The sequence below is a fragment of the Methylobacterium sp. 275MFSha3.1 genome, assembly GCF_900108435.1.
GTDB lineage: Bacteria > Pseudomonadota > Alphaproteobacteria > Rhizobiales > Beijerinckiaceae > Methylobacterium.
This window is the reverse complement of the sequence record NZ_FNWP01000015.1, coordinates 59282-79242: the sequence shown is the minus strand read 5'-3', so window position 1 is coordinate 79242 and position 19961 is coordinate 59282. Positions and strand designations below refer to the sequence as shown.

At 73.6% G+C, this 19961-nt stretch carries 21 protein-coding genes and 1 pseudogene; 7 read left to right on the top strand and 15 right to left on the bottom strand.

Annotated elements, in window-relative coordinates; genetic code table 11:
* Positions 1–92 precede the first annotated feature (92 nt).
* From BLW78_RS18600 to BLW78_RS18590, 3 genes are read right to left on the bottom strand one after another with little or no spacing between them, the layout of a single operon-like run.
* Positions 93–752, bottom strand: a complete 660-nt coding sequence (locus BLW78_RS18600) for a DUF1254 domain-containing protein (RefSeq protein WP_091681302.1) — start codon at positions 750–752, stop codon at positions 93–95.
* A complete protein-coding gene (locus BLW78_RS18595; RefSeq protein ID WP_020093686.1) occupies positions 740–1423 on the bottom strand; it encodes a DUF1214 domain-containing protein in 684 nt (227 codons plus the stop codon). Before BLW78_RS18595 ends, BLW78_RS18600 begins: the two co-directional genes overlap by 13 nt.
* Positions 1424–1427: 4 nt before the next feature.
* Complete coding sequence (locus BLW78_RS18590; protein ID WP_020093687.1) at positions 1428–3725, bottom strand: transglycosylase domain-containing protein; 2298 nt, start codon at positions 3723–3725, stop codon at positions 1428–1430.
* 314 nt (positions 3726–4039) lie between these two features.
* On the opposite strand from BLW78_RS18590, the gene BLW78_RS18585 reads away from it, so the two are divergent.
* The gene (locus BLW78_RS18585) at positions 4040–4531 is read left to right on the top strand and encodes a YcgN family cysteine cluster protein (protein WP_020093688.1); all 492 of its coding nucleotides are present in this window, start codon (positions 4040–4042) and stop codon (positions 4529–4531) included.
* Positions 4532–4594: 63 nt separating this feature from the next.
* Here BLW78_RS18585 and BLW78_RS18580 read toward each other — a convergent pair whose 3' ends face one another.
* The 6 genes from BLW78_RS18580 to BLW78_RS18555 all read right to left on the bottom strand — a co-directional run bounded on the left by BLW78_RS18580 (position 4595) and on the right by BLW78_RS18555 (position 8721).
* Entirely contained in the window at positions 4595–5284 is a 690-nt protein-coding gene (locus BLW78_RS18580) for an NrsF family protein (RefSeq protein ID WP_091681300.1), read from the bottom strand.
* Entirely contained in the window at positions 5284–5841 is a 558-nt protein-coding gene (locus BLW78_RS18575) for an RNA polymerase sigma factor (protein ID WP_091681298.1), read from the bottom strand. The genes BLW78_RS18580 and BLW78_RS18575 overlap by 1 nt, the downstream gene beginning before the upstream one ends.
* A gap of 110 nt (positions 5842–5951) precedes the next feature.
* Complete coding sequence (locus BLW78_RS18570; RefSeq protein WP_091681296.1) at positions 5952–6701, bottom strand: DUF1223 domain-containing protein; 750 nt, start codon at positions 6699–6701, stop codon at positions 5952–5954.
* A gap of 70 nt (positions 6702–6771) precedes the next feature.
* On the bottom strand, positions 6772–7560 hold the full coding sequence (locus BLW78_RS18565) for a creatininase family protein (RefSeq protein WP_091681294.1): 789 nt from the start codon (positions 7558–7560) through the stop codon (positions 6772–6774).
* 133 nt (positions 7561–7693) lie between these two features.
* A complete protein-coding gene (locus BLW78_RS18560; RefSeq protein WP_020093693.1) occupies positions 7694–8227 on the bottom strand; it encodes a protein phosphatase CheZ in 534 nt (177 codons plus the stop codon).
* A gap of 110 nt (positions 8228–8337) precedes the next feature.
* On the bottom strand, positions 8338–8721 hold the full coding sequence (locus BLW78_RS18555; RefSeq protein WP_012317888.1) for a response regulator: 384 nt from the start codon (positions 8719–8721) through the stop codon (positions 8338–8340).
* 276 nt (positions 8722–8997) lie between these two features.
* Between BLW78_RS18555 and BLW78_RS18550 the strand changes: the two genes are divergently transcribed.
* On the top strand, positions 8998–9984 hold the full coding sequence (locus BLW78_RS18550) for a bifunctional riboflavin kinase/FAD synthetase (protein ID WP_091681293.1): 987 nt from the start codon (positions 8998–9000) through the stop codon (positions 9982–9984).
* A gap of 62 nt (positions 9985–10046) precedes the next feature.
* Positions 10047–10265: a DUF2093 domain-containing protein gene (locus BLW78_RS18545; RefSeq protein ID WP_020093695.1), complete on the top strand. Its 219-nt coding sequence runs from the start codon at positions 10047–10049 to the stop codon at positions 10263–10265.
* A 3-nt stretch (positions 10266–10268) separates the two neighbouring features.
* On the opposite strand, the gene lpxK is transcribed toward BLW78_RS18545, so the two are convergent.
* From lpxK to BLW78_RS18530, 3 genes are read right to left on the bottom strand one after another with little or no spacing between them, the layout of a single operon-like run.
* Positions 10269–11249 carry a tetraacyldisaccharide 4'-kinase gene (gene lpxK, locus BLW78_RS18540; protein ID WP_091681291.1) on the bottom strand — a complete coding sequence of 327 codons (981 nt, stop codon included), beginning with the start codon at positions 11247–11249 and terminating at the stop codon, positions 10269–10271.
* Positions 11249–12580: a 3-deoxy-D-manno-octulosonic acid transferase gene (locus BLW78_RS18535; RefSeq protein ID WP_091681289.1), complete on the bottom strand. Its 1332-nt coding sequence runs from the start codon at positions 12578–12580 to the stop codon at positions 11249–11251. The genes lpxK and BLW78_RS18535 overlap by 1 nt, the downstream gene beginning before the upstream one ends.
* Positions 12577–13362, bottom strand: a complete 786-nt coding sequence (locus BLW78_RS18530) for a lysophospholipid acyltransferase family protein (RefSeq protein WP_091681287.1) — start codon at positions 13360–13362, stop codon at positions 12577–12579. Before BLW78_RS18530 ends, BLW78_RS18535 begins: the two co-directional genes overlap by 4 nt.
* Before the next feature lie 295 nt (positions 13363–13657).
* Here BLW78_RS18530 and BLW78_RS18525 point away from each other — a divergent pair.
* Together BLW78_RS18525 and BLW78_RS18520 are read left to right on the top strand one after the other, a co-directional pair.
* A pseudogene (locus BLW78_RS18525) lies at positions 13658–14149 on the top strand (VIT1/CCC1 transporter family protein); the annotation flags it as partial.
* A gap of 61 nt (positions 14150–14210) precedes the next feature.
* On the top strand, positions 14211–15134 hold the full coding sequence (locus tag BLW78_RS18520) for a metallophosphoesterase family protein (RefSeq protein WP_042674390.1): 924 nt from the start codon (positions 14211–14213) through the stop codon (positions 15132–15134).
* 63 nt (positions 15135–15197) lie between these two features.
* Here BLW78_RS18520 and BLW78_RS31415 read toward each other — a convergent pair whose 3' ends face one another.
* Entirely contained in the window at positions 15198–15359 is a 162-nt protein-coding gene (locus BLW78_RS31415; protein ID WP_012317896.1) for a hypothetical protein, read from the bottom strand.
* A gap of 317 nt (positions 15360–15676) precedes the next feature.
* Between BLW78_RS31415 and BLW78_RS18515 the strand changes: the two genes are divergently transcribed.
* Both BLW78_RS18515 and BLW78_RS31410 read left to right on the top strand, forming a co-directional pair.
* A complete protein-coding gene (locus BLW78_RS18515) occupies positions 15677–17071 on the top strand; it encodes an amidase family protein (RefSeq protein WP_091681282.1) in 1395 nt (464 codons plus the stop codon).
* A gap of 73 nt (positions 17072–17144) precedes the next feature.
* The gene (locus BLW78_RS31410) at positions 17145–17309 is read left to right on the top strand and encodes a hypothetical protein (RefSeq protein WP_165923085.1); all 165 of its coding nucleotides are present in this window, start codon (positions 17145–17147) and stop codon (positions 17307–17309) included.
* 17 nt (positions 17310–17326) lie between these two features.
* Here BLW78_RS31410 and BLW78_RS18510 read toward each other — a convergent pair whose 3' ends face one another.
* Together BLW78_RS18510 and BLW78_RS18505 are read right to left on the bottom strand one after the other, a co-directional pair.
* Complete coding sequence (locus tag BLW78_RS18510; RefSeq protein WP_091681280.1) at positions 17327–18469, bottom strand: M20/M25/M40 family metallo-hydrolase; 1143 nt, start codon at positions 18467–18469, stop codon at positions 17327–17329.
* On the bottom strand, positions 18466–19938 hold the full coding sequence (locus BLW78_RS18505) for a M81 family metallopeptidase (protein WP_091681278.1): 1473 nt from the start codon (positions 19936–19938) through the stop codon (positions 18466–18468). Before BLW78_RS18505 ends, BLW78_RS18510 begins: the two co-directional genes overlap by 4 nt.
* Positions 19939–19961 lie beyond the last annotated feature (23 nt).

The window sequence follows — 19961 nt, the reverse complement described above, 5'->3', positions numbered from 1 at the left end:
CGGCGAGGCCGGCTCCGCCACCCGGGACAAGGCGGGGCCGCGGGGGCTCGGCACCGGCCGACCGGCGCCGCGGACCCGTGCGGCGTCCTCGCTCAGCGTCCCGCTCCCTTGCCCGACACATCCTTGCCCGACGCGTCCTTGCCGGGCGTGTCCTTACCCGCGGACGCATCGTCCGTCGGCGTGTCGGTGGTGCAGGAGACGGCCTGGACGGCGGCGTTGGCGGCGGGCCTCTGGCTCGGGAGACCGGCGATCACCCGCACCACCACAAAGCCGCGCGCGTCGGGCGCGACGATGCGCACGTCGCGGCTCGGATCGTTCTCGTCGTCGTCGGCCAGCGCCTCGTCGTACTGCGCCCGGGTCAGGATCACGAGATCCAGGGCCCCGCGGACCGCGGCCTGATCGGTCACCGCGTAGAACGCCCCGCGGCGGGCATGCGCGGCGAGCGAGAGCGACAGCGGACCGGTGCGGGCCGAGACGCGCATGGGCCCGTCCGCGAGGTTGTAGGCGCAGACGCCCACGGCGACCGCCGGATCCGGGATCGGCAGCCACGCCTCGGGCGGGGAGGGGTCGTCGCCGGTCGCGACCGCGTAGATCGATTGCGGATGGTCCAGGTTCTCGCTGGTGCGGGCGCGCGAGACCGCGTCGGCCTCCGACAGGGCGGGGATCGCCAGGACCGCCGCGATGTGGACGATCCCGGCGAGCACGAGGCCGATCAGCGTGGCGTAGACGAAGCGCAGGCTCACGGGGCGCACCCCACGCGGGTGATGGCCGGCACGGCACTTCGGTCGAGGGACCCGACGCTGGCGGCGACCGGCGTATCGTACAGGCGCAGGGCGAGGCGGACCGGCCCGCTCGCCCGCGGGCTCGGGAGCCAGTTGCCCGGCTGGACATCCGGCGCGAGCGTGATCGTGAAGCGCCCGTCGGCCGTGCGCAGCACTTCCGTGGAGGTGAAGCCCTCGCGCAGCGGCGCGCGGCCGGGTTCGCGCGCGCCGCGCCCGGCGACCGTGACGGTCCAGGCGCGGGCGGGCGGCGTCGCGCCCCCGATCCGGTACGTGCAGGTCGCGTCGAGCGCCTGACCGGAATCGTCGACCGCCGCGGTCAGAAGCAGGCCCTCACCGACCGCCAGAGGGATCTCGCCGCGGCGCGCGTTGACGGCGCGGGTGTAGGGATCGGCATTCGCCGCGCCGGCCCGCGGCCACGCGGTCCAGGCTCCGACCTGCACGCCGCCGAACGGGTAGCCGCCGCTCGTGGCCCAGTCGGCGCTGGCGAGTCCCAGGACGGCGCCCAGCGCAAGGGTGTAGGCGGCGAGGCCGGCGATCGAGCTCTTGCGCCAGAGGCGCAGGACGAAGCGCGCAGCGCCGTTGCGTGGGGCGCCGGCGAACACGGAGGTCCGGCCGAGCGCCTCGGGGATCGTGAGCTTCATGCGCTCACCGCACCTCGGTGAAGCCGCCGACCGGGCGGGCGCCCTCGGCGACCTCGCGCAGCTGACCCGACGGCGGCGCCGCCGCCCGATCGCCGGGCTTCCGGCCGGTCCTCGGCGCGCTTCCGGCGCCGGCAGGCGCGTCCGCGGCCGAGCCGGGCGCGCGCTCGACGGTGCGGAACAGGCCGTTGAGGCCGCTGATCACCTCGAAGGAGCGGCGCGAGAGCTTGCCGTAGGCGCTGGCATTGGGATCGGTCGGCGCGGTCGGGCCGCCGGAGGCCTGCTGCTGGGCGGCGCGCGGGCTCTCCTTCAGGCCGGGCAGGCCCTTGATCTCGATGCCCTGGTGGGCCGGCTCCATGACGTCGTGCCAGAGCTGGGCCGGGAGGGAGCCGCCGGTGAGCTTGTTGGTCGAGGTGTGGTCGTCGTTGCCGAACCAGACGGCGCCGACGTAATTGCCGGTGTAGCCGACGAACCACGCGTCCCGGTAGGCGTTCGTCGTGCCGGACTTGCCCGCCACCTTCACGCCCTCGAGCTGGGCCCGCTTGCCGGTGCCCTCCTCGACCACCTTGTTGAGCATGAAGTTCATGTCCGCCACGACCTGGGGCGAGAGAACCCGCTCGGGCGCCTCGTCGGCGTGGCGGTAGATCACCTCGCCGGACGAGTTCTTCACCTCGATGGCCGCGTAGGGCTTGGCGCGGAAGCCGCCGTTGGCGAACACCGCGTAGCCCGCCGCCTGGTCGATGACCGTCACCTCGTCCGAGCCGATCGGCATCGAGACCGTATCGATCAGGTTCGAGGTGATGCCCATCTTGTGCGCGAGTTCCGTGATCTTCGCGCGGCCCGCCTTGGCGGCCTTGGCCTCGTGGGAGATGCCCATGGCCTTGCCCAGCGCGATCGAGATCTTGATCGGGATCGTGTTGATCGACTTCGCCACCGCGAGCCACATCGGCACCCGGCCGGCATAGGAGCGGCCGTAATTCTGCGGGCACCAGTTGCCGATGCAGACGGGGCTGTCGACCACCGTCGTGTCGGGCTTGAACAGCCCGGAGGCGAGCGCGGCCGAGTAGACGTAGGGCTTGAACGAGGAGCCGGGCTGGCGCAGCGCGTCGGTGGCGCGGTTGAACTGGCTCTCGCCGTAATCCGCGCCGCCCACCATGGCGCGCAGCGCCCCATCGGGATCGAGGATCACCATGGCGGCCTCGTCCACGTCGTAGGCGTCGCCGGATTTGCGCAGGATGTCGGCCACCGCCTCGTCGGCCCGCTTCTGGATCGCGAGGTCCAGCGGCGTCTTCACGGTCAGCACGCGGTCGTTGCGCAGCTTGCCCGCGTCGGCCATCGCCTTGATCTCGCCGAAGGCCCAGTCGAGGTAGTAGTCGGCGGTGATGTCGCGGGTGCGGGTCACCGGCGTCGCCGGGTTTCGGAGCGCCGTCTGGATCTGGCCCTCGGTGACGAAGCCCGCCTCCACCATGTTGTGCAGCACGTCCGCCGCCCGGGCGCGGGCCGCCGGCAGGTTGACGTGCGGGGCGTACTTGGTCGGCGCCTTGAACAGGCCCGCCAGCATGGCGGCCTCCGCGAGGCTGATGTCCTTGAGCGGCTTCCCGAAGTAGTAGTCCGCCGCCGCCACCGCGCCGAAGGTGCCGCCGCCCATGTAGGCGCGGTCGAGGTAGAGCTTCAGGATCTCGTTCTTGGTGAGATGGCTCTCGAGCCACAGGGCCAGGAAGGCCTCGTTGACCTTCCGCTCCAGCGAGCGCTCGTTCGTCAGGAACAGGTTCTTGGCGAGCTGCTGGGTGATCGAGGACCCGCCCTGCGTCCCGCTGCCGCCGCGGGAATTGTTCACCAGCGCCCGCAGCGTGCCGATCGGGTCGATGCCCCAGTGCTCGTAGAAGCGCCGGTCCTCGGTGGAGACCAGCGCCTTGATCATGATGTCGGGAAAGTCGTCGAGCTTCAGCGAGTCGTCGTGCTTGATGCCGCGCCGCCCGACCTCGGTGCCGTAGCGGTCGAGGAAGGTGACGGCGAGATCCTGCTGCTTCAGCCAGTTCTCGCTGGTGAGCTGGAAGGCCGGCTGCGCCAGCGCGAGCATCAGGATGGCGCCGCCGGTCCCGATCGTCACTCCCTCGCTCGTCAGGTCGAGGGCGACGCGCTTCCAGCCGCGCACCGCGAAGCGGCTCATGACGCGCTGGAAGCGCTCGTAGGCCTGACCCGTGGACTGGCCGCCGTCGTACAGGCTCGCGTTGACCCAGGCGTCGAAGGCGAGGGCGGCGCGTTCGAGGCGGACCTTGATCTCGGTGAACGTCGGCAGGCGCACGATGTCGAACCCGGCTTGTCGAGCGCCTCTGCGGCGGATCCTGGCGGCGGATGGTCGGGCGCCCGCGCCGCGGACACGAACCCTGCGCCGGCGCCACCGCACGGCATCCGACGTCCATAGCAGGATCCGGAACCGGCGGCGAGGCTCTGCGCAGGCTCGTGATTCGCCGCGGACGAGCTTGGCCTTAACGCACGACGGGGCGATCCGGTCGCATGGCAATCGCAGGGCAGGCGTCGGCGACACTCGGCTGCCACGCTTGCAGCGGTGCCGCGCCTCGGGCAGAGAGGCGGCTTCCCATCCGAGAGACTTTCCCGATGCCCAAGCCCGAGGCGCCGCGCCGCGGGGCGGTCGAGCCGTTCTGGCGGACCAAGACGCTCGAAGCCATGACCCCGTCCGAGTGGGAGAGCCTGTGCGACGGCTGCGGCCGGTGCTGCCTGATGAAGCTCGAGGACGAGGATACCGGCGAGGTCCACCACACCGATATCGGGTGCACCCTGCTCGACGGCCTCACCTGCCGGTGCCGCGACTACGCGCGGCGGCAGAAGCGGGTGCCCGACTGCGTGCGCCTGACGCCGGAGGCGGTGCGGTCGATCGCCTGGCTGCCGCCGACCTGCGCGTACCGGCTCGTGCGCGACGGGCAGCCGCTCTACCCGTGGCACCCCCTGGTCTCGGGCCGGGCCGCGAGCGTGCACGAGGCGGGCATCTCGGTCCGCGGCCGGCTCGCCGGCAACGAGGAGGAATTCTCGGAGGACGAGTTGCCGGACCGGATCGTGGCTTGGCCGGGCCTCGATCCCGGCGCGGTGTGAAGCGACCGCACCGGACGTCCCCTCGAGCGATCGGCCGAGTTCGCGAGCCTCGGTCGGTACGCCCTAGCCGGCCCCGGCGTGCCGGCCGAGCAGCCGGCCTCCGGCCAATCCGTTCGCCGCGATCACGATGGCGACCGCCGCCGCGTGGAACAGCAGGTCCGTGGCGGTGGCGTCGTGCGGGTGGACCGGCATCAGCAGCGTCGCCGCCGCTGCCGCCACCGCCAGCCCCCCGAGAGCGGCCGTGAGGTTCGGCCGCAGCGGGCAGGCGCGCCGCAGCATCACGACGATCAGCACGGACAGCGGCACCGAGACGCAGATCAGGAAGCTGAAGCAGCCCGTGATCGCGTGCTCGCCGGGCAGGTCGGCCCCCGGCGCGATCCAGTCGCGCAGGCAGCCCAGGCCGCTCGCCCCGACCCAGAGGGCGAGGGGCGGCAGCGGCAGCAGCGCCCAGCGGCCGGACCGTCCCGGCACGCTGGTGGCGAAGGCCGCGTAGGCGGCCGTGATCGCCGTCAGCACCGCGCCCACCGCCGCGAGGGCCAGATCCGGCACATGCATGCGCAGCATGAAGCCGCCGGTCCCGACCCAGGCGGCGAGGACCACGCCGAGCACCAGCGCCACGCCGAGCCAGAGGGCCGCGCGGGCCTCCGGGGCCGGCAGCGGCCGCACGGGTTCGAGCCCGACCGCGAGTTCCTCGACCAGCCGCTCGTGGCGGGACAGGTCGCCGCCGGCCCAGTTGCTCCCCTCTCCGGGCATCACTCCCGCTCCTGCGTCAGGCTGGCCCGGAGCGCCTTCAGCGCCCGGTGCAGGTTCACCTTGAGGGCCCCCTTGCTGCGGCCGGTAAGGGCGGCGGTCTCGTCGAGCGACAGCTCGCGCAGGCCCAGGTGCTCGACCGCCTGCCGCTGGCCGTCGGGCAGGGCCGCCACCGCCCTGGCCAGGGCGGCGGCCCGGTCCCGCGCCTCCAGCCCGTGGCCGGGGGCCGGCCCCGGATCGACCTCCGCCTCGTAGGCCAGCGGGTCGTTGACCTCCCGCGGGCGCCGCCCGGCGCGGCGCAGCCGGTCGATCGCCCGCCGCTGGGTGATGGCGCGCAGCCAGGGCAGGAACGGCCGGGCCGGATCGTAGCTCGCCCGAGCCCGGTGGACGGTCATCAGCGCGTCCTGCACGACGTCGTCCACCGCCTCGCCGCGCACGCCCTGCGCCCGCGCGATCGCCGAGACCACGGGCAGACAGGCCTTCAGCAGCGCGCGATAGGCGGCCGCGTCGCCGCTCTGGGCCGCCGCCATCAGGGTCACCAGTTCCTGTTCGAGCGCCATCCGGGCTCCGCCGTCGTTCCGTCCCCCGGCACGCGGCGTGTCTAACCCACGGTCCGATCCCGACGCCAGCACCCAGCCGCGCGCGGGCATCCCGCCCGGGACGGCGAGGATCATCGCACGGCCTCCCGGACCGTCGCGGCGGGCGACGTTGCGGGAGACGCGGCGAGGCGCGCGGCGCCCAGGATCCGCCCGTCCTCGGATTGGAGCAGCAGGGCCGCCGTCTCGCCCTCGGGACGCGCCGACGCGAAGGTCGCGGCGGAGCCGGACCAGCGCCCGAGGTCGCGCACCGACCGGACGATGTTGGCCTGCTCGATGGTGCGCCCGGCATTCTCGCCGCGCAGCACGCGGGTGGTGTGGCTCGGATCGTACCCGATCAGGAGGACGCGGCCCGCGGCGCCGCCGGCCCCGGCACCGATCTGCGCGACGACCTGCTCGCCGTCGCGGGCCAGCGTCACGGGAATGCCGGGCCCGGCCTGCCGGGCGCGCGCGATCGCGGCGCGCAGGCCGGCCTCGTCGGAGCCGACCAGCCCGACCTGCCCGTCGATCACCGCCTGCGGCGTGTAGGTGGGTCCGCCGAGACGGGCCGCGTAGGCCTCCTGGCGGGCGGTGGCGGCCGGCAGGGCGTAGCGATCGCGCCAGTCGAGATGGTTCCAGTAGGTGACGTGGAACGCGAGCGGCAGGACATCGCCCTGCGCCCCCGCCGGCTCGCGGGCGAGGCGGCCGATCAGCGCCTCCGCGGGCGGGCAGGAGGAGCAGCTCTGCGAGGTGAACAGCTCGACGACGACGGGGCGCTCCGCCGCGGCGGCCGGGTAGAGGCTGCCGCACAGCAGGGCGGCGGCGATCAAGAGGGCAGGGCGCATGGCCGGAACTCCCGCACGCCGGCGGTTCGGACCCGGCGTACCGTCTCCTTCGGCGGCGGCGCGGCGGCGGTTACACCGGGGGCGCGAGCTCGAAGGCGTCGACGTCGCGCAGCAGGGCGACGAAGGCCCGGGCGCCGTGGTCGAGCGCCGCGCGGCCCGCCTCGGCCGTGCCGAGCCGCGCGTCGCCCATGGCGCCCGAAGCCTGGAGATCGCCGGCCTTCCACGCGAAGGCGGCGGGGCGGCCGGCGCGCAGGTGGGTGAAGTCGCGGATCATCGACAGCGTGCGCGGCGGGAAATCCGCGACTCGGTCGGTCCGGACGAGGTCCGGCCGCAGGGCCAGCATCAGCGCCGTCTCGATGCCGCCGGCGTGGATGCCGTGGGCGATCTCGTCCGCCGGGAACAGACCCTCGGGATAGCCGAACCGCGCCCAGGATGTCGTGACCGCGACCATGCCGAACCGGGCGCGCAGCTCGCCCGCCACGAGATCGATGAGCGCGCTGTTGCCGCCGTGGCTCGTGACGATCACCAGCTTGCGGCAGCCGGCGCGGTGGACGGCCGCGCCGATCCCCGTCCAGGCGGCCAGCGCCGTCCCGGTATCCAGGGAGAGTGTGCCGGGAAACGCGTCGTGCTCGTCGGACTTGCCCACCGGCTGGACTGGCAGCAGCAGCACGTCGAGATCCGCCGGCACGCCGTCGCGCACCCGGGCGAGGTAACCCTCGGCGATCACGGTGTCGGTCGCGAGGGGGAGGTGGGGACCGTGCTGCTCGACGGCGGCCACCGGCAGGACGGCGATCGCGCGACCCATGTCCCGTTGGGTGAAGTCTTCGGTGGTCAGCTCGGACCAGAACTGCGCCGTCATCTCTGCCGCGGCCTCCGCCCGCCCCGCATGCGGCGGGTCCGGAAGGCGATCTAGCCGGCAGGCCGGCGCCGAGTCGACCGTCGCGCCGGCGATCCTTCCTCAGACAACCGGTCCCCCGCCGGCCCGGATCGCGTCAGGCGAACAGCGCGTCGATGTCGTCCTGGGAGGGCGTGGCGTCCACGGCCTGCGGGCCGTTCAGCATGAGGTCCTCGGCCCGGGTCCGCCGGGCACGCTCGGCGGGATCCATGGAGGCCGCGTCGCGGGCCTTCACGGCGCCGACGAAGCGGGCGAGGCGCTGCTCGAACAGGCGCAGCGACTCGACCACCTTGGCGATCCGCTGGCCGGTGATGTCCTGGAACGCGCAGGCCTCGAAGATCGTGTTGATCCGCTCCTCGACCGCGTCGCGGTAGCCCGGCCCGTCGGGCAGACCGAGCATCGCCTCGGCGGCCTCCATGATGGTGTTGGTGGCGCCGGCGGTCGCCTCCACGACGCTGCCGAGCTCCTCGTGCGCCATGGGGATCCGGTCGCGACTCATCTCGTTCGCGCGCAGCGCCCCGATCTCCTCGCGGAGATGGGCGATGTAATCCGCGATCTCGATCAGCTCGGAGATCACGGTCTGCGGCTCGCGAAGCCGCAGATCGGTCTGCCGTGCGGCGGCTGACGACATGCTCTCCTCCTCGGATCTGTGGCCGTCCTCGCCGGCCACGCCACGTCTCGGCGTCCGGCGGCGCGGGAGCGATCCGTCCGGACGCGCGGTGGTCGAAGACGGGAGGCCGGTCAGCTGCCGCAGACCGCCTCGATCTTCGACTTCAGCGTGGCCGCGTTGAAGGGCTTGACGATGTAGTTGTTCACGCCGGCCTTCTTGGCCGCGATCACGTTCTCGGTCTTCGATTCGGCCGTCACCATGATGAACGGCGTCGTCCGAAGATTTTCGTCGGCGCGCACGTGACGGAGCAGCTCGTAGCCGGTCATCGGCTCCATGTTCCAGTCGGAGATGACGAGCCCGTACTTGCGACCCTTCAGTCGTGCGAGCGCCTCGGTCCCGTCGGAAGCGTCGTCGACCTCCTCGAAGCCGAGCTGCTTCAGTAGATTGCGAATAATGCGGACCATCGTCTGGTAATCGTCGACAACGAGGATCGGCATGCTCAGGTCGAGAGCCATCGAACAACTGCTCCGTATTGCCCGGCGGGAAGCCGCGGCGGCTCCCGGATAGATTAACGCTTCGCTAACGCTGCAATTTAGCTGCGCCGCACAGCATTTCAAATAGGGCATGCGCATTGCGAAGCCGTTAATCGGCGCGGGCGGCGCATGGCCGCCCGCGCGGCGTCGCCTCGCTTGACCCTCCGGGCGCCTTTCGGCAGGGTCCGGCCGCGTCGGGCCCCTCGCGGACATGTCAGGCGACCCTATCCGACCCTTCCGAGCACTCGACCCGAACCGATGGCCACAGGCGACGACACGGCCGCGCGACCCTTCACGATCTGCCGCGCCGACGCCCCCGTCCCGCCGGCCCTGGCCGGGGCCGTGGCGGCGATCGGCAACTTCGACGGCGTCCATCTCGGGCACCGGATGCTCGTCGACAGCGTGCGCGCCGCCGCCCGCGCGGCCGGCCGGCCGGCCGCGATCCTGACCTTCGAGCCGCACCCGCGGGCCTACTTCTTGCCCGACGCGCCCATGTTCCGGCTGACCGGCCTCGCCGCCAAGGAGATCGTGTTCGCGCATCTCGGCCTCGACGGGCTGATCGTGCGCCGCTTCGACGGGGTCCTGGCCGAGACCGGCGCCCGCGCCTTCGTGCTCGACTTCCTGAAGGGGGCGCTGGGCCTGTCCGGCGTGGTCGTCGGACACGATTTCCATTTCGGCCGCGGCCGCGAGGGCACGCCCGTGATCCTGGCCGACCTGTGCCGGGAAGCGGGGATGAGCTGCCGCATCGTGGCGCCGGTCGCCCTCGGCGGCGAGACCGAGCCGGTCTCCTCGAGCGCGATCCGCGCGGCCCTCGCGGCCGGCGATGTCGCCCGCGCCAACGCGCTGCTCGGCTACCGCTGGTTCGTCCTCGGCGCGGTCCGCCACGGCGACAAGCGCGGCCGCCAGCTGGGTTTCCCCACCGCCAACGTGATGCTGCCCGATTGCGGGCTCGCGCACGGCATCTACGCGGTGCGGGTCCGCCTGGCCTCGGGCGCGTTCCGCGACGGCGTGGCGAGCTACGGCCGCCGCCCGACCTTCGACGACGGCGCACCGTTGCTGGAGACCTACCTGTTCGACTTCTCCGGCGATCTCTACGGGCAGGACATCGCTGTGGAGTTCGTCGGGTACATCCGCGGCGAGGAGCGGTTCGCCAGCGCCGAGGCGCTGGTCGAGCGGATGCATGTCGACGCGGCCGCGGCCCGGACCATGCTGGCGCGGGATGAGACCCCGTCGATGCTGACCTGAGCCCCGCGGGCATCGCGGCGCGCGCGGATCGTGTAGAAGGCACCATCGAGCAGGAGGCGGACGTGCTGGGTCGTTACGAGCGCGCGAACAATGGCGAGGCGGTCGTCGAGTACGGCGACGGCACCATGCGGGTGGTCAAGCCCGGCAGCTTCGTGCGCTGCGCGGTGACCGGCGAGCCGATCCCGCTGGACGCCCTGCGCTACTGGAGCGCCGCCCGCCAGGAGGCCTACGTCTCCCCCGAGGCGATCCTCAGGCGGCTCAAGGAAACCGGCCGCCCCTGACGGTCACGGCGCGCCGAGCGCGCCGCGGATCTGCCGGCGCAGGGCGGCCGCGTCGTCGAGCGCGAGGCGGACGCGCAGCACCCGCACGCCCGCCGCGAAGGCCGGCGGCAGGCGCACCGCGTCCTTCTCGGTGGTGACGAGCGCGGCGTCGAGGCGCCGGGCCGCCTCGGAAAGCGCCGCCAGCTCGCGCGCCCGGTAGGAATGATGGTCGGGGTAGGGGCGCGTCCCGACGATCACCGCCCCCGCCTCGGCCAGGGTCGCGAAGAACTTCTCCGGGCGGCCGATCCCCGCGAAGGCGAGGCAGCGGCGGCCGGCCAGGTCGTCCGTCTCCGGGACGAGGCGCGCCCGGTGGACGGGCAGGCCGCGCCGCGCGGCCGCCAGGGCGACCGCCTCGCCCCCGGCTCCGTCGCCGATCACGATCAGGCCGCCGACATGCGGCCACTGCCGGGCGAGCGGCGCGCGCAGCGGCCCCGCCGGGAACGGCAGGCCGTTGCCGAGGCCGGCGGGGCCGTCGACCACAGCGAGGCTGAGGTCCTTGGCGAGGCTCGGGTTCTGGAGGCCGTCATCCATCACGACGACGTCGGCGCCGAGGCTCCGGCACAGGGCGGCCCCGACCGGGCGGTCGCGGGCGACGATCGCGGGCGCGAGGCGGGCGAGGAGCAGCGGCTCGTCGCCGACATCGGCGGCGGCGTGGTGCGCGGGATCGACCCGCACCGGGCCCGCGAGCCGGCCGCCGTACCCGCGCGACAGGAAGGCCGGCGCGGCGCCGAGTTCGGCGACGAGGCCCGCGACCGCCAGGGCGGCCGGCGTCTTGCCGGCACCGCCGAGGGTGAAGTTGCCCAGGCACAGGACCGGGCAGCCGGCCCGCGCGCCGGGGCGGTCCATCCGCCGCGCCACGAGCGCCCCGTAGGCCGCGCCGACCGGCGCCAGCGCGCGCGCGGCCGGGTGATCCGGCCCCGCGGCCCAGAAGGCCGGCGGTCGCATCAGGCCCGCGCGAGCGGGCGCGCGGGGCTGCCGCGATCGAGGCGCTGGAGCTTCATCTGCGCCACGAACGGGTCGAGGACCGCGAGCGTGCGCGCCACCGCCCCCTCGAACGGCTCCAGGGCACGCTGCCCGGCGCGGGCCATTTCGGCGAGGCGCTCCCGGTCGCCGAGGAGCTCGGCGGCGACCGCCGCCAGCTCGACGCCGTCGCGCACCGGCATGGCGCCGCCGGCGCGGTCGAGGGCGTGGTAGATCATGCCGAAATTCTCGGTGTGCGGCCCGTGCAGCACCGCCGATTCGAGACGCAGCGGCTCGATCGGGTTCTGGCCGCCCCGCGGAACCAGGGAGCCGCCGAGGAACACCAGGGGGCTGAGGCGGTAGAACAGCCCCAGCTCGCCGATCGTGTCGGCGACGTAGACCTCGATCGAGGGATGGGGCCGCCCGCCGGTGGACCGCAGCGCGCTGCGCAGGCCGACGGCGTTCGCGCAGGCGACGGCCTCGCCCCCCCGGGCCGGGTGGCGCGGGGCGATGATGGTCAGGAGCTGGGGGAACTGCGCCTTGAGCATCGCGTGCGCGTAGGCGACCATGGCCTCCTCGCCGGAATGCGTGCTCGCCGCGACCCAGACCGGCCGGCCGGCCACCATGGATCCCAGATAGGCGAGCTGCTGCGCGTCGGCCGGCGGCACCGAGGCGTCGAATTTCAGGTTGCCGGCGATGCTCACCCGCGGCGCGCCGAGCTTGGCGAAGCGCTCGCCGTCCTCCTGGGTCTGCGTGAGGCAGATCGCGATCCGCGCCAGGAGCGCCTTCGCGGTGCGCGGGCAGCGCTCCCAGCCCCGGAACGAGCGCTCCGACATGCGCCCGTTGACCAGGATCAGCGGGATCTCGCGCTCGTCGAGCGCCAGGATCGTGTTCGGCCAGATCTCCGACTCGGCGATCACCGCGAGGTCCGGCTGCCAGTGATCGAGGAACCGTCCGACCCAGCGCGGGGCGTCCAGGGGCATGTACTGATGCACCGCGCCCGGGGGCAGGCGGACGCCGACCAGCTCGGCGGCCGCGCGCGTGCCGGTGGTGACGAGGACCGAGAAGCCGCGGGCGATCATGCCCTTGACGAGCCCGATCAGCGACAGGGCCTCGCCGACGCTCGCGCCGTGCATCCAGGCGAGCGGCCCGACCGGCCGGGCCCGCCCCGGCAGGCCCCGCCGCTCCGGGAGCCGGCGCGGATCCTCCTTGCCGCGCTGCGCGCGCCACGCGAGCAGGCCGGTCAGGGCCGGCTCGCCGATGCGCAGGCCGGCCCGGTAGGCCTGCAGCGGCAGGGTCACGGAGGGGCGCCTCACGCGAGGTCTCCCACCGGCGCCTGCCCGATCTCGGGGAGCTGGTCGCGGTAGAGCGCCGCCCGGTCGGCGCGCCCGACGAGCGCGTAGGCACGGGCATGGACCCGGTTCATCTCGGCCTCGACGAAGCGGCGGAGCGTCTCGAACGCCTCGCCCTCGCAGTCCCGCGGGACGTAGATCGGGTCGCCCAGCACGATCGCGCCGTGGCCGAAGGGCAGCCCGAGGCAGGCCCGGTCCCACGAACTGAAGCGCAGGTGCCGGCTCGTCACCACGGCCGCCGGGACGATCGGCCGGCCGGAGAAACGCGCGAGGGTGAGAATCCCGGCATCGCATCGGCGAGAGACCTTCGGCACGTCGGCGCTGAAGGCCACTGATTCGCCGGCCTTCAGCGCCCGCAGCATCGCCCGCAAGCCCTCCGCGCCGCCCTTGGCGCGCTGATCGGTGGCGCGGCCGCGGCCGCGGGCGCCGGAGGCGCGCATCACGCGGACGCCGAAGCGCTCCAGCGCGATGGTGTTGATGTTCCCGTCCGGGTTCCGCGAGATGATCGTCGCCACGCGGTCGCCCGGCCGGCGCAGGAGCGGCATCATGATGTGCTGGCCGTGCCACATGCCGAGGATCAGCGGCGTGCGCGCGTCGATCCACCCGTCCACCGCGCCCGTGGACGCCTCGCCCGCGTGGATCTCGAAGCGGTTGGTGAGGCGCACGAGCCGCAGATAGGTCGCCGCGAGACGGCCGAGGAGGCGCTGCACGGGGGGGTTACGGAGGAGACGCTTACCGAGGCTCATGTCACGCTTGGGGCGGGCCGGCGTGCCGCCGCCCGATCAGGTCCGGATCGAATTCGACCGCGCATGGTCTAGCTCCCGCTCCGGAGACGAGACAATCGGCCTCGTCCACAACCACACGGTTAGGCCGCCGGGATCGGCGGGCGTTCCGATGCCGCGGATGCTCCCGCGGCGCGGCGAAAACACGGCAGCGGGTCTTGTTTAGATCAATTCCAGACTATAGATTGGAATGGATCCAAAGAAGGAGATTCGCATGGCCGCCGCTCTCGACAGCGCCGCCGACCTGCACGCCGAGGCGCGCCGCGCCTTCGTGCTGCGCTACGTGCAGCCCGGCCTTGCCGGCCTGATCGACGGCTCGGTCTCGACCCTCGCGCCGATCTTCGCGGCGGCCTTCGCCACGGGTCACAACGGCGCGACCTTCCTGGTGGGGCTCGCAGCCTCGGTCGGGGCCGGCATCAGCATGGGGTTCACCGAGGCCCTGTCGGACGACGGCGCCGTCACCGGCCGTGGCGATCCGTGGCTGCGCGGCCTGGTCTGCGGGGCGATGACCACGCTGGGCGGCCTCGGCCACACGCTGCCCTACGCGATCCCCGACACGCTCCCGGCCGGCTGGCCAAACCCGTTCGTCCTGGCCACGAGCCTCGCGGTTCTGGTGGTGATCGTGGAGCTCGCGGTCATCGCGGCGATCCGCACGCGCTTCATGGCGACGCCGTTCTGGCGCGCGGCCCTGCAGGTCATGCTCGGCGGCGCGCTGGTGCTGGTGGTCGGGATGCTGATCGGAAGCGCTTGACGGGACGCGCCGCGCCCGCGATGCGGGGCGCCTTTCCCCGTGTCGAGGGTGACCACCGGCGTTGACCTTCCGCCTCGCCCATCTCAGCGATCCGCATGTCGGGCCCCTCGGGCCGGTGCGCCTCCGCCAGCTCCTCGGCAAGCGCGCCACCGGCTACGCCAACTGGCGGCGAGGGCGCTCGCGCAGCCACGATATGACCGTGCTGGAGGCCCTGGTCACCGATCTGAAGGCGCAGGAGGCCGCGCACGTCGCCTGCACGGGCGACCTGTGCAACATCGGCCTGCCCAGCGAGTGGGAGACCGCCCGCACCTTCCTGGAAGCCCTCGGATCCCCCGAAGCGGTGAGCTTCGTGCCGGGCAACCACGACGCCTATGTCCGCGGCTCCCTGGAAGGCCTGCTCGCCGCCTGCGGCCGCTACACGGGGGACGATTCGGGCTCCTGGGGCCACTTCCCGTACCTGCGGCGCCGCGGCCCGCTGGCCCTGGTCGGCCTGTCCAGCGCGATCCCGACGAAGCCCTTCGTGGCGACCGGCCGCCTCGGCGCGTCGCAGCTCGCCGCGGCCGAGACCCTGCTCCGCGCCCTGGCCACCGAGCCCGGTCGGCCGTTCCGTGTGGTGATGATCCACCATCCGCCGCAGCCCGGCGGCGCCTCACCGGGGCGCGAGCTCAAGGACGCGGCGGCGTTCACCGCGATGATCGGGCGGGCCGGCGCGGACCTGATCCTGCACGGTCACAATCACGTCACCAGCACTGCCCGGATCGCGGGGCCGGACGGGCGGACCGTCCCGGTCATCGGAGCCCCCTCCGCCTCGGCGCGCGCGGACGGTCACGGCGCGATCGCGTCGCGCCGGGCCTCTTACCTGCTGTTCGAGATCGGCCGGGCGGACCAGGGGTTCTCGGTCACGGCCCGTCGGCGGGGCCTCGACGCGTCGGGCACCGTGGGCGATCTCGGCACGCTCGACCTCGGCGCGCCGGGCGGAGCCTGAGGGCGTGAGCCGGCACGGCCGTCGTGACGGCGGCGCCGGCCCCATGATCGGCAACGATGCGGTTCAGATGCCGGCGACCGCGAGGTCGGCGCGCTGCTGTCGGCTGAGACTTGCTTCGTAGCGCTCGGCCTGGAGGCGGGTGAGACCGCATATCAACGCGAGTGTCCCGCGATACACGGTATAGGTGCCGTCGTGAGTCGGCCTGACGCGAATCACCTCTGCCATGGGAGCCTGCCTTATGCTGGAGGTTGCCTGCTTTCGTCTGAGGAAATCGTCCCTTCTCGCTGGATTGGCCGGTCGAACGCGCGAACGAGGGCGAGGTTATCAGTCGTTCCAAAGGTGGCAAGGGTCGTATACGTCGAAATGCTTAGGTCCTTCTGCTGCAATGCGGCAAAGCCTTGGCCGGCCTCGCGATCCGCGGGTGCGCAAAAAAGCGGCCGCCGTCTTGCATTTTGAATATGCTGCGCGGGCCGGCCGGGAGCCGCCCGGGCGGTGCGAATCGTAGGATGGATCCCGCCCATCCGGGCGCGAAAGGACACCCCATGCAGCTCTGGCGTCTGACGGCGACCGACCTCGCGGCCCTGATCCGCTCCGGCCAGGTCTCGGCCCGGGAGGTGGCGCGGGATGCCCTCGACCGGCTCGACGCGGTCAACGGGCGGATCAACGCCGTGGTCGAGCACCGGCCCGAGGACGTGCTGGCGCAGGCGGACGCGGTGGACGCCGCCCGGGCGCGCGGCGAGGCCCCCGGTCCGCTGGCGGGCGTGCCGGTCACCGTCAAGGTCAACGCCGACCAGCGCGGCTTCGCGACGACGAACGGGCTGCGCCTCCAGCGCGATCTCGTGGCGACGGACGACAATCCCGTCGTCGCCAACCTGCGCCGGGCCGGCGCCGTGCTCCTCGGGCGGACCAACACGCCGGCCTTCTCGCTGCGCTGGTTCACCACCAACCAGCTCCACGGCGATACCAAGAATCCCCGCGACCCGGCGCTGACGCCCGGCGGCTCGTCCGGCGGCGCCGGCGCCGCGGTGGCGGCCGGGATCGGGGCAATCGCGCACGGCACCGACATCGCCGGCTCGGTGCGCTACCCGGCCTATGCCTGCGGGGTGCACGGGCTGCGGCCGAGCCTGGGCCGGATCCCGGCCTGGAACGCGTCCTCGCCCGAGCGCGGCATCGGCCCCCAGCTGATGGCGGTCTCGGGCCCGCTCGCCCGCAGCATCGCCGACGTGCGCCTCGGCCTCGAGGTCATGGCGGCGCCCGACCCGCGCGACCCGTGGTGGGTGCCGGCACCGCTCGAAGGACCGCCCGTCGCGCGCGAGGTCGCGCTCTGCGTGCGGCCCGGGGGGCTCGCCACCGCACCGGAGGTCGAGGCCGCCCTGCGCGAGGCCGCGCGGCGCCTGAGCGAGGCCGGGTGGGCGGTCACGGAGATCGCCGACACCCCGCCGATCCGGGAGGCGTGCGAGCTGCAGCTCCAGCTCTGGCTCGGCGACGGCTACGCGGCGGTCCGGGCCGCGGCCGAGCAGGAAGGGGATCCGGCGGCGATCGGCCTCCTGGAGAGCTTCCGGCCGCGGGCCGAGGCGATGGCGCCCGACGCCATCGCCCGGGCTCTGACCCGGCGCGCGACGCTGGCGCGGGACTGGGCGCTGTTCCTGGCCGAGAACCCCGTGCTGCTGGTCCCGGTCTCGGGGGAGTTGCCCTTCCCGGACGGCCTCGACCGCACCGGCGATGCCGGGATCGCCCGGGCCTTCGAGGCGAACCTGCTGCAGGTCGGGCTGGCGCCGATCGGCGTCCCGGCGCTCACGGTGACGACCGGCCTCGTCGGGCGGACCCCCGTCGGCGTGCAGCTGGTCGCCGCCCGCTACAGGGAAGACCTCTGCCTCGCGGCCGGCGCGGCGATCGAGGCCGGCGGCGTGCCGGATATGCCGGTCGACCCGGCCTGAGGCGCAACTGCGTCCGCCGGAACCGAACCGTCGCCGCCCCGCTTCTACAACCATTGGTTGCATAAGGCGCGGCATGTCGATGATCGCCACCGGCGGGTGCCTCGGAAGCACCCTGCTCTGTCTCCTGACCGCGTCGTCGGGACCGCTCCTCGCCCTGGCGGGCTTCTTCGGCGGCGGCACGGCCGGCGGCCTGCTGGGCGCACTGGCGGTCGCGGCCCTCGGCCGGGGTCGCGCCTGATCGCGGCGCGGCCGGCCTCAGGGCCGGCCGGCGGCGCCGAGGTTGGCGAGCAGGGCTGCGAAGAGCCGGGCCCGCTGCGGCAGGGTCGCGATCAGCACGTGCTCCTCCAGGGTGTGGTAGCCCTGGCCCAGCGGTCCGAGCCCGTCGAGGGTCGGGATGCCGTTGGCGCCGGTGAAGTTGCCGTCCGAGCCGCCGCCGGCGCTGCGATGGGGCAGGGGCTGGCCGAGCGCCTCGCTCAGCGCGCGCGCCTGCTCGTAGAGCGCCATGCAGCCGGCATCCGGCTCCCAGACCGGCCGGGTCACGCCGCGGGTTACGCTGAAGCGGACGCCGTCCTCCTCGCCCGACAGGGCCAGCATCCGCGCGACGCCGCGGTCGAGGTCGGCCTGGCGCTTGGCCATGCTGAGCGCCTGCCCGCGGCAGACGGTCGGGACGCAGTTCACCCACTGCCCGCCCGAGACGATCCCGGTCGAGACGGTGCAGTCGGCATCCGACAGCGCGTCGATGGCGAGGATCTTCCGCGCCATCGCGCGGATCGCCGAGCGCCCCTCGTGGGGCGAGGCGCCGGCGTGGCTCGGGCGGCCCAGGGCCTCGAGGTCGAAGCGGGCGATGGCGTAGCGGCCGGTGACGACCCCGTTCTCGGGCTGGCCGGGTTCGGGCACCAGCACGACGGCGTGGCGGGCGGCCTCCGCCTCGATCAGGTCGCGGGTGGAGGGGCTGCCGATCTCCTCGTCGCCGGTGAACAGGACGGTCACCGGCAGCGGCGTCTCGATCCCGGCCGCCGCCAGGGCGCGGATCGCCGCGAGCGCGATGACGTTGCCGCCCTTCATGTCGAGGATGCCGGGACCGTAGGCGCGGTCGCCCTCGATCCGCCACGGCAGGCTCCCGAGGGTGCCGACCGGATGCACCGTGTCGAGGTGGCCGAGCACCAGGATGCCGGGCGCGTCGCGGTCCCGGTGCGGGAACCGGGCGCGGACGCAGTCGCTCAGGCCCATGCGGCCCGGGATCGTCTCGACGGTCGCCCCGAGAAGCGCGAGGTCGCGGGCGGCGACGCCCATCATGCGATTGACCGCCGCCGCGTCGTGGGTGGGGCTCTCGCACAGCACCCAGGGCTGCAGGGTCGCGAGGATCTCGCGCGCGTCGAAGGACAGGTCCGGGATCATCGGGCGTTCTCCTCGGCGAACGGATCGGCGACGCGCGGCCAGTAGAGGCCGGACCGCTTGGTGTAAGGGATCGCGCCGTAATCCGGCGGCACGGCGCCGGGCGCCGCGACGTAGCGGACCTCGCTCGCGATCGGCGCGAAGGCGGCGTAGAAGTGCTGCATCGACTTCACCACGACGATCCGCTTGTCGTCGAGGCCCAGGCCGAGGCCCGTGAACGCGTCGGGCGCGAAGGCCTGCTGGCGCTTGTGGGTCAGCACCACGTGGATCCCGTCCGCCTCCACCCAGGCCGCGGGGCCGAGTTGGGCCCGGCCGCCGCTGAGGCCGGTCTGGCTGTGGTCGTCCGACAGGCCGCGGACCGTGACGCGCAGGTCCACCGGGTTCCCGGAGGTCACGCCGCACTTGCCGCCGATCCGGAGGGTGAAGGTCGCCCCGAGGCCGGCCTCGTGGCAGATGCCGACCGCGCCGGGATCCCAGATCAGGCCGAGCGCCACGTCCGCGATGCCTCGCTCGGCGAGGCGGGCGAGGATCGCGGTGTTGTCGGAGGGTGCGCCCGCGCCGGCATTGTCGGCGAAGTCGGCGAGCACCATCGGGCGCGGGTCGCCGGAGGCGAGCGCCCGGTCGATGGCCGCGTCGATCGTGTCGCAGTGGCTCGCCGCCTCCTCGCGCATCGCCCAGACGGCGCCGGCCAGCTCGTCGGCCAGCGCCTGCGCCTTGCCAGCATCGCCGTCGGCCACGACCAGCATCTTGGCGCCGACGTCGGCCACGTCGCCCCAGGGAAAGCCGTGCCCGAAGGAGACCGACAGGATGCCGTCGCGCCCCTCCAGCGCCTCCATCCGGCGAACGAAGCCCGCGACCGGCTCGCGGCTGGTGCGCCACATGTTGACGATCCGGCAGTCGGCGTAGGCCATTACCGGCCGGATGTCCTTCGCCACGGTCCGGACGACCAGGGGGTACAGGTCGCGGGCGCGGTCGACGATGTCGGTGTGGGGGTATTCCTTGTAGATCACGATGACGTCTGCGCTGGCCCGCATCGTCTCGGTGAGGTGGCAGTGGAGGTCGAGCTCGACGCCGATCGTGGCCTCCGGCCCCACGATGGCGCGGACCCGCTCCAGGGTGTCGCCCTCGCAGTCGTCGTAGCCCTCGGCCACCATGGCGCCGTGCATGAACAGCAGCACGGCGTCGACCGGCATCGCGGCCTCCAGGTCCTCCAGCAGGGCGTCGCGCAGCTCCTCGTAGACGGCCCGCAGGGTGATCCCGCCGGGCTGCGCGAAGGTCGAGAGGCTCTCGACGACGGTGTGCCCGTCCGCCTCGGCCAGCGCGCGCCAGGCCTTGAGGCCGATATTGCTGAGGCTCGGCGGGTTCCGGCTGCCGTCCCGGCGGGCGTAGTCGGCGTGGAACGCCGACCGTCCGGTGGGCAGCGGCGCGAAGGTGTTGGTCTCGGTGGCGAGGCCGGCGATGAAGATCTTCAAGGTCCTGTCCCAATCCGTCCCGG

What these genes read in the sequence shown, in the direction of transcription:
- BLW78_RS18595 (WP_020093686.1), bottom strand. Translation starts at nt 1,423, where the DNA reads ATGAAGCTCACGATCCCCGAGGCGCTCGGCCGGACCTCCGTGTTCGCC.
- BLW78_RS18585 (WP_020093688.1), top strand. Translation starts at nt 4,040, where the DNA reads ATGCCCAAGCCCGAGGCGCCGCGCCGCGGGGCGGTCGAGCCGTTCTGG.
- BLW78_RS18580 (WP_091681300.1), bottom strand. Translation starts at nt 5,284, where the DNA reads ATGCCCGGAGAGGGGAGCAACTGGGCCGGCGGCGACCTGTCCCGCCAC.
- BLW78_RS18575 (WP_091681298.1), bottom strand. Translation starts at nt 5,841, where the DNA reads ATGGCGCTCGAACAGGAACTGGTGACCCTGATGGCGGCGGCCCAGAGC.
- BLW78_RS18570 (WP_091681296.1), bottom strand. Translation starts at nt 6,701, where the DNA reads ATGCGCCCTGCCCTCTTGATCGCCGCCGCCCTGCTGTGCGGCAGCCTC.
- BLW78_RS18565 (WP_091681294.1), bottom strand. Translation starts at nt 7,560, where the DNA reads ATGACGGCGCAGTTCTGGTCCGAGCTGACCACCGAAGACTTCACCCAA.
- BLW78_RS18560 (WP_020093693.1), bottom strand. Translation starts at nt 8,227, where the DNA reads ATGTCGTCAGCCGCCGCACGGCAGACCGATCTGCGGCTTCGCGAGCCG.
- BLW78_RS18555 (WP_012317888.1), bottom strand. Translation starts at nt 8,721, where the DNA reads ATGGCTCTCGACCTGAGCATGCCGATCCTCGTTGTCGACGATTACCAG.
- BLW78_RS18550 (WP_091681293.1), top strand. Translation starts at nt 8,998, where the DNA reads ATGGCCACAGGCGACGACACGGCCGCGCGACCCTTCACGATCTGCCGC.
- lpxK (WP_091681291.1), bottom strand. Translation starts at nt 11,249, where the DNA reads ATGCGACCGCCGGCCTTCTGGGCCGCGGGGCCGGATCACCCGGCCGCG.
- BLW78_RS18530 (WP_091681287.1), bottom strand. Translation starts at nt 13,362, where the DNA reads ATGAGCCTCGGTAAGCGTCTCCTCCGTAACCCCCCCGTGCAGCGCCTC.
- BLW78_RS31415 (WP_012317896.1), bottom strand. Translation starts at nt 15,359, where the DNA reads ATGGCAGAGGTGATTCGCGTCAGGCCGACTCACGACGGCACCTATACC.
- BLW78_RS18515 (WP_091681282.1), top strand. Translation starts at nt 15,677, where the DNA reads ATGCAGCTCTGGCGTCTGACGGCGACCGACCTCGCGGCCCTGATCCGC.
- BLW78_RS31410 (WP_165923085.1), top strand. Translation starts at nt 17,145, where the DNA reads ATGTCGATGATCGCCACCGGCGGGTGCCTCGGAAGCACCCTGCTCTGT.
- BLW78_RS18510 (WP_091681280.1), bottom strand. Translation starts at nt 18,469, where the DNA reads ATGATCCCGGACCTGTCCTTCGACGCGCGCGAGATCCTCGCGACCCTG.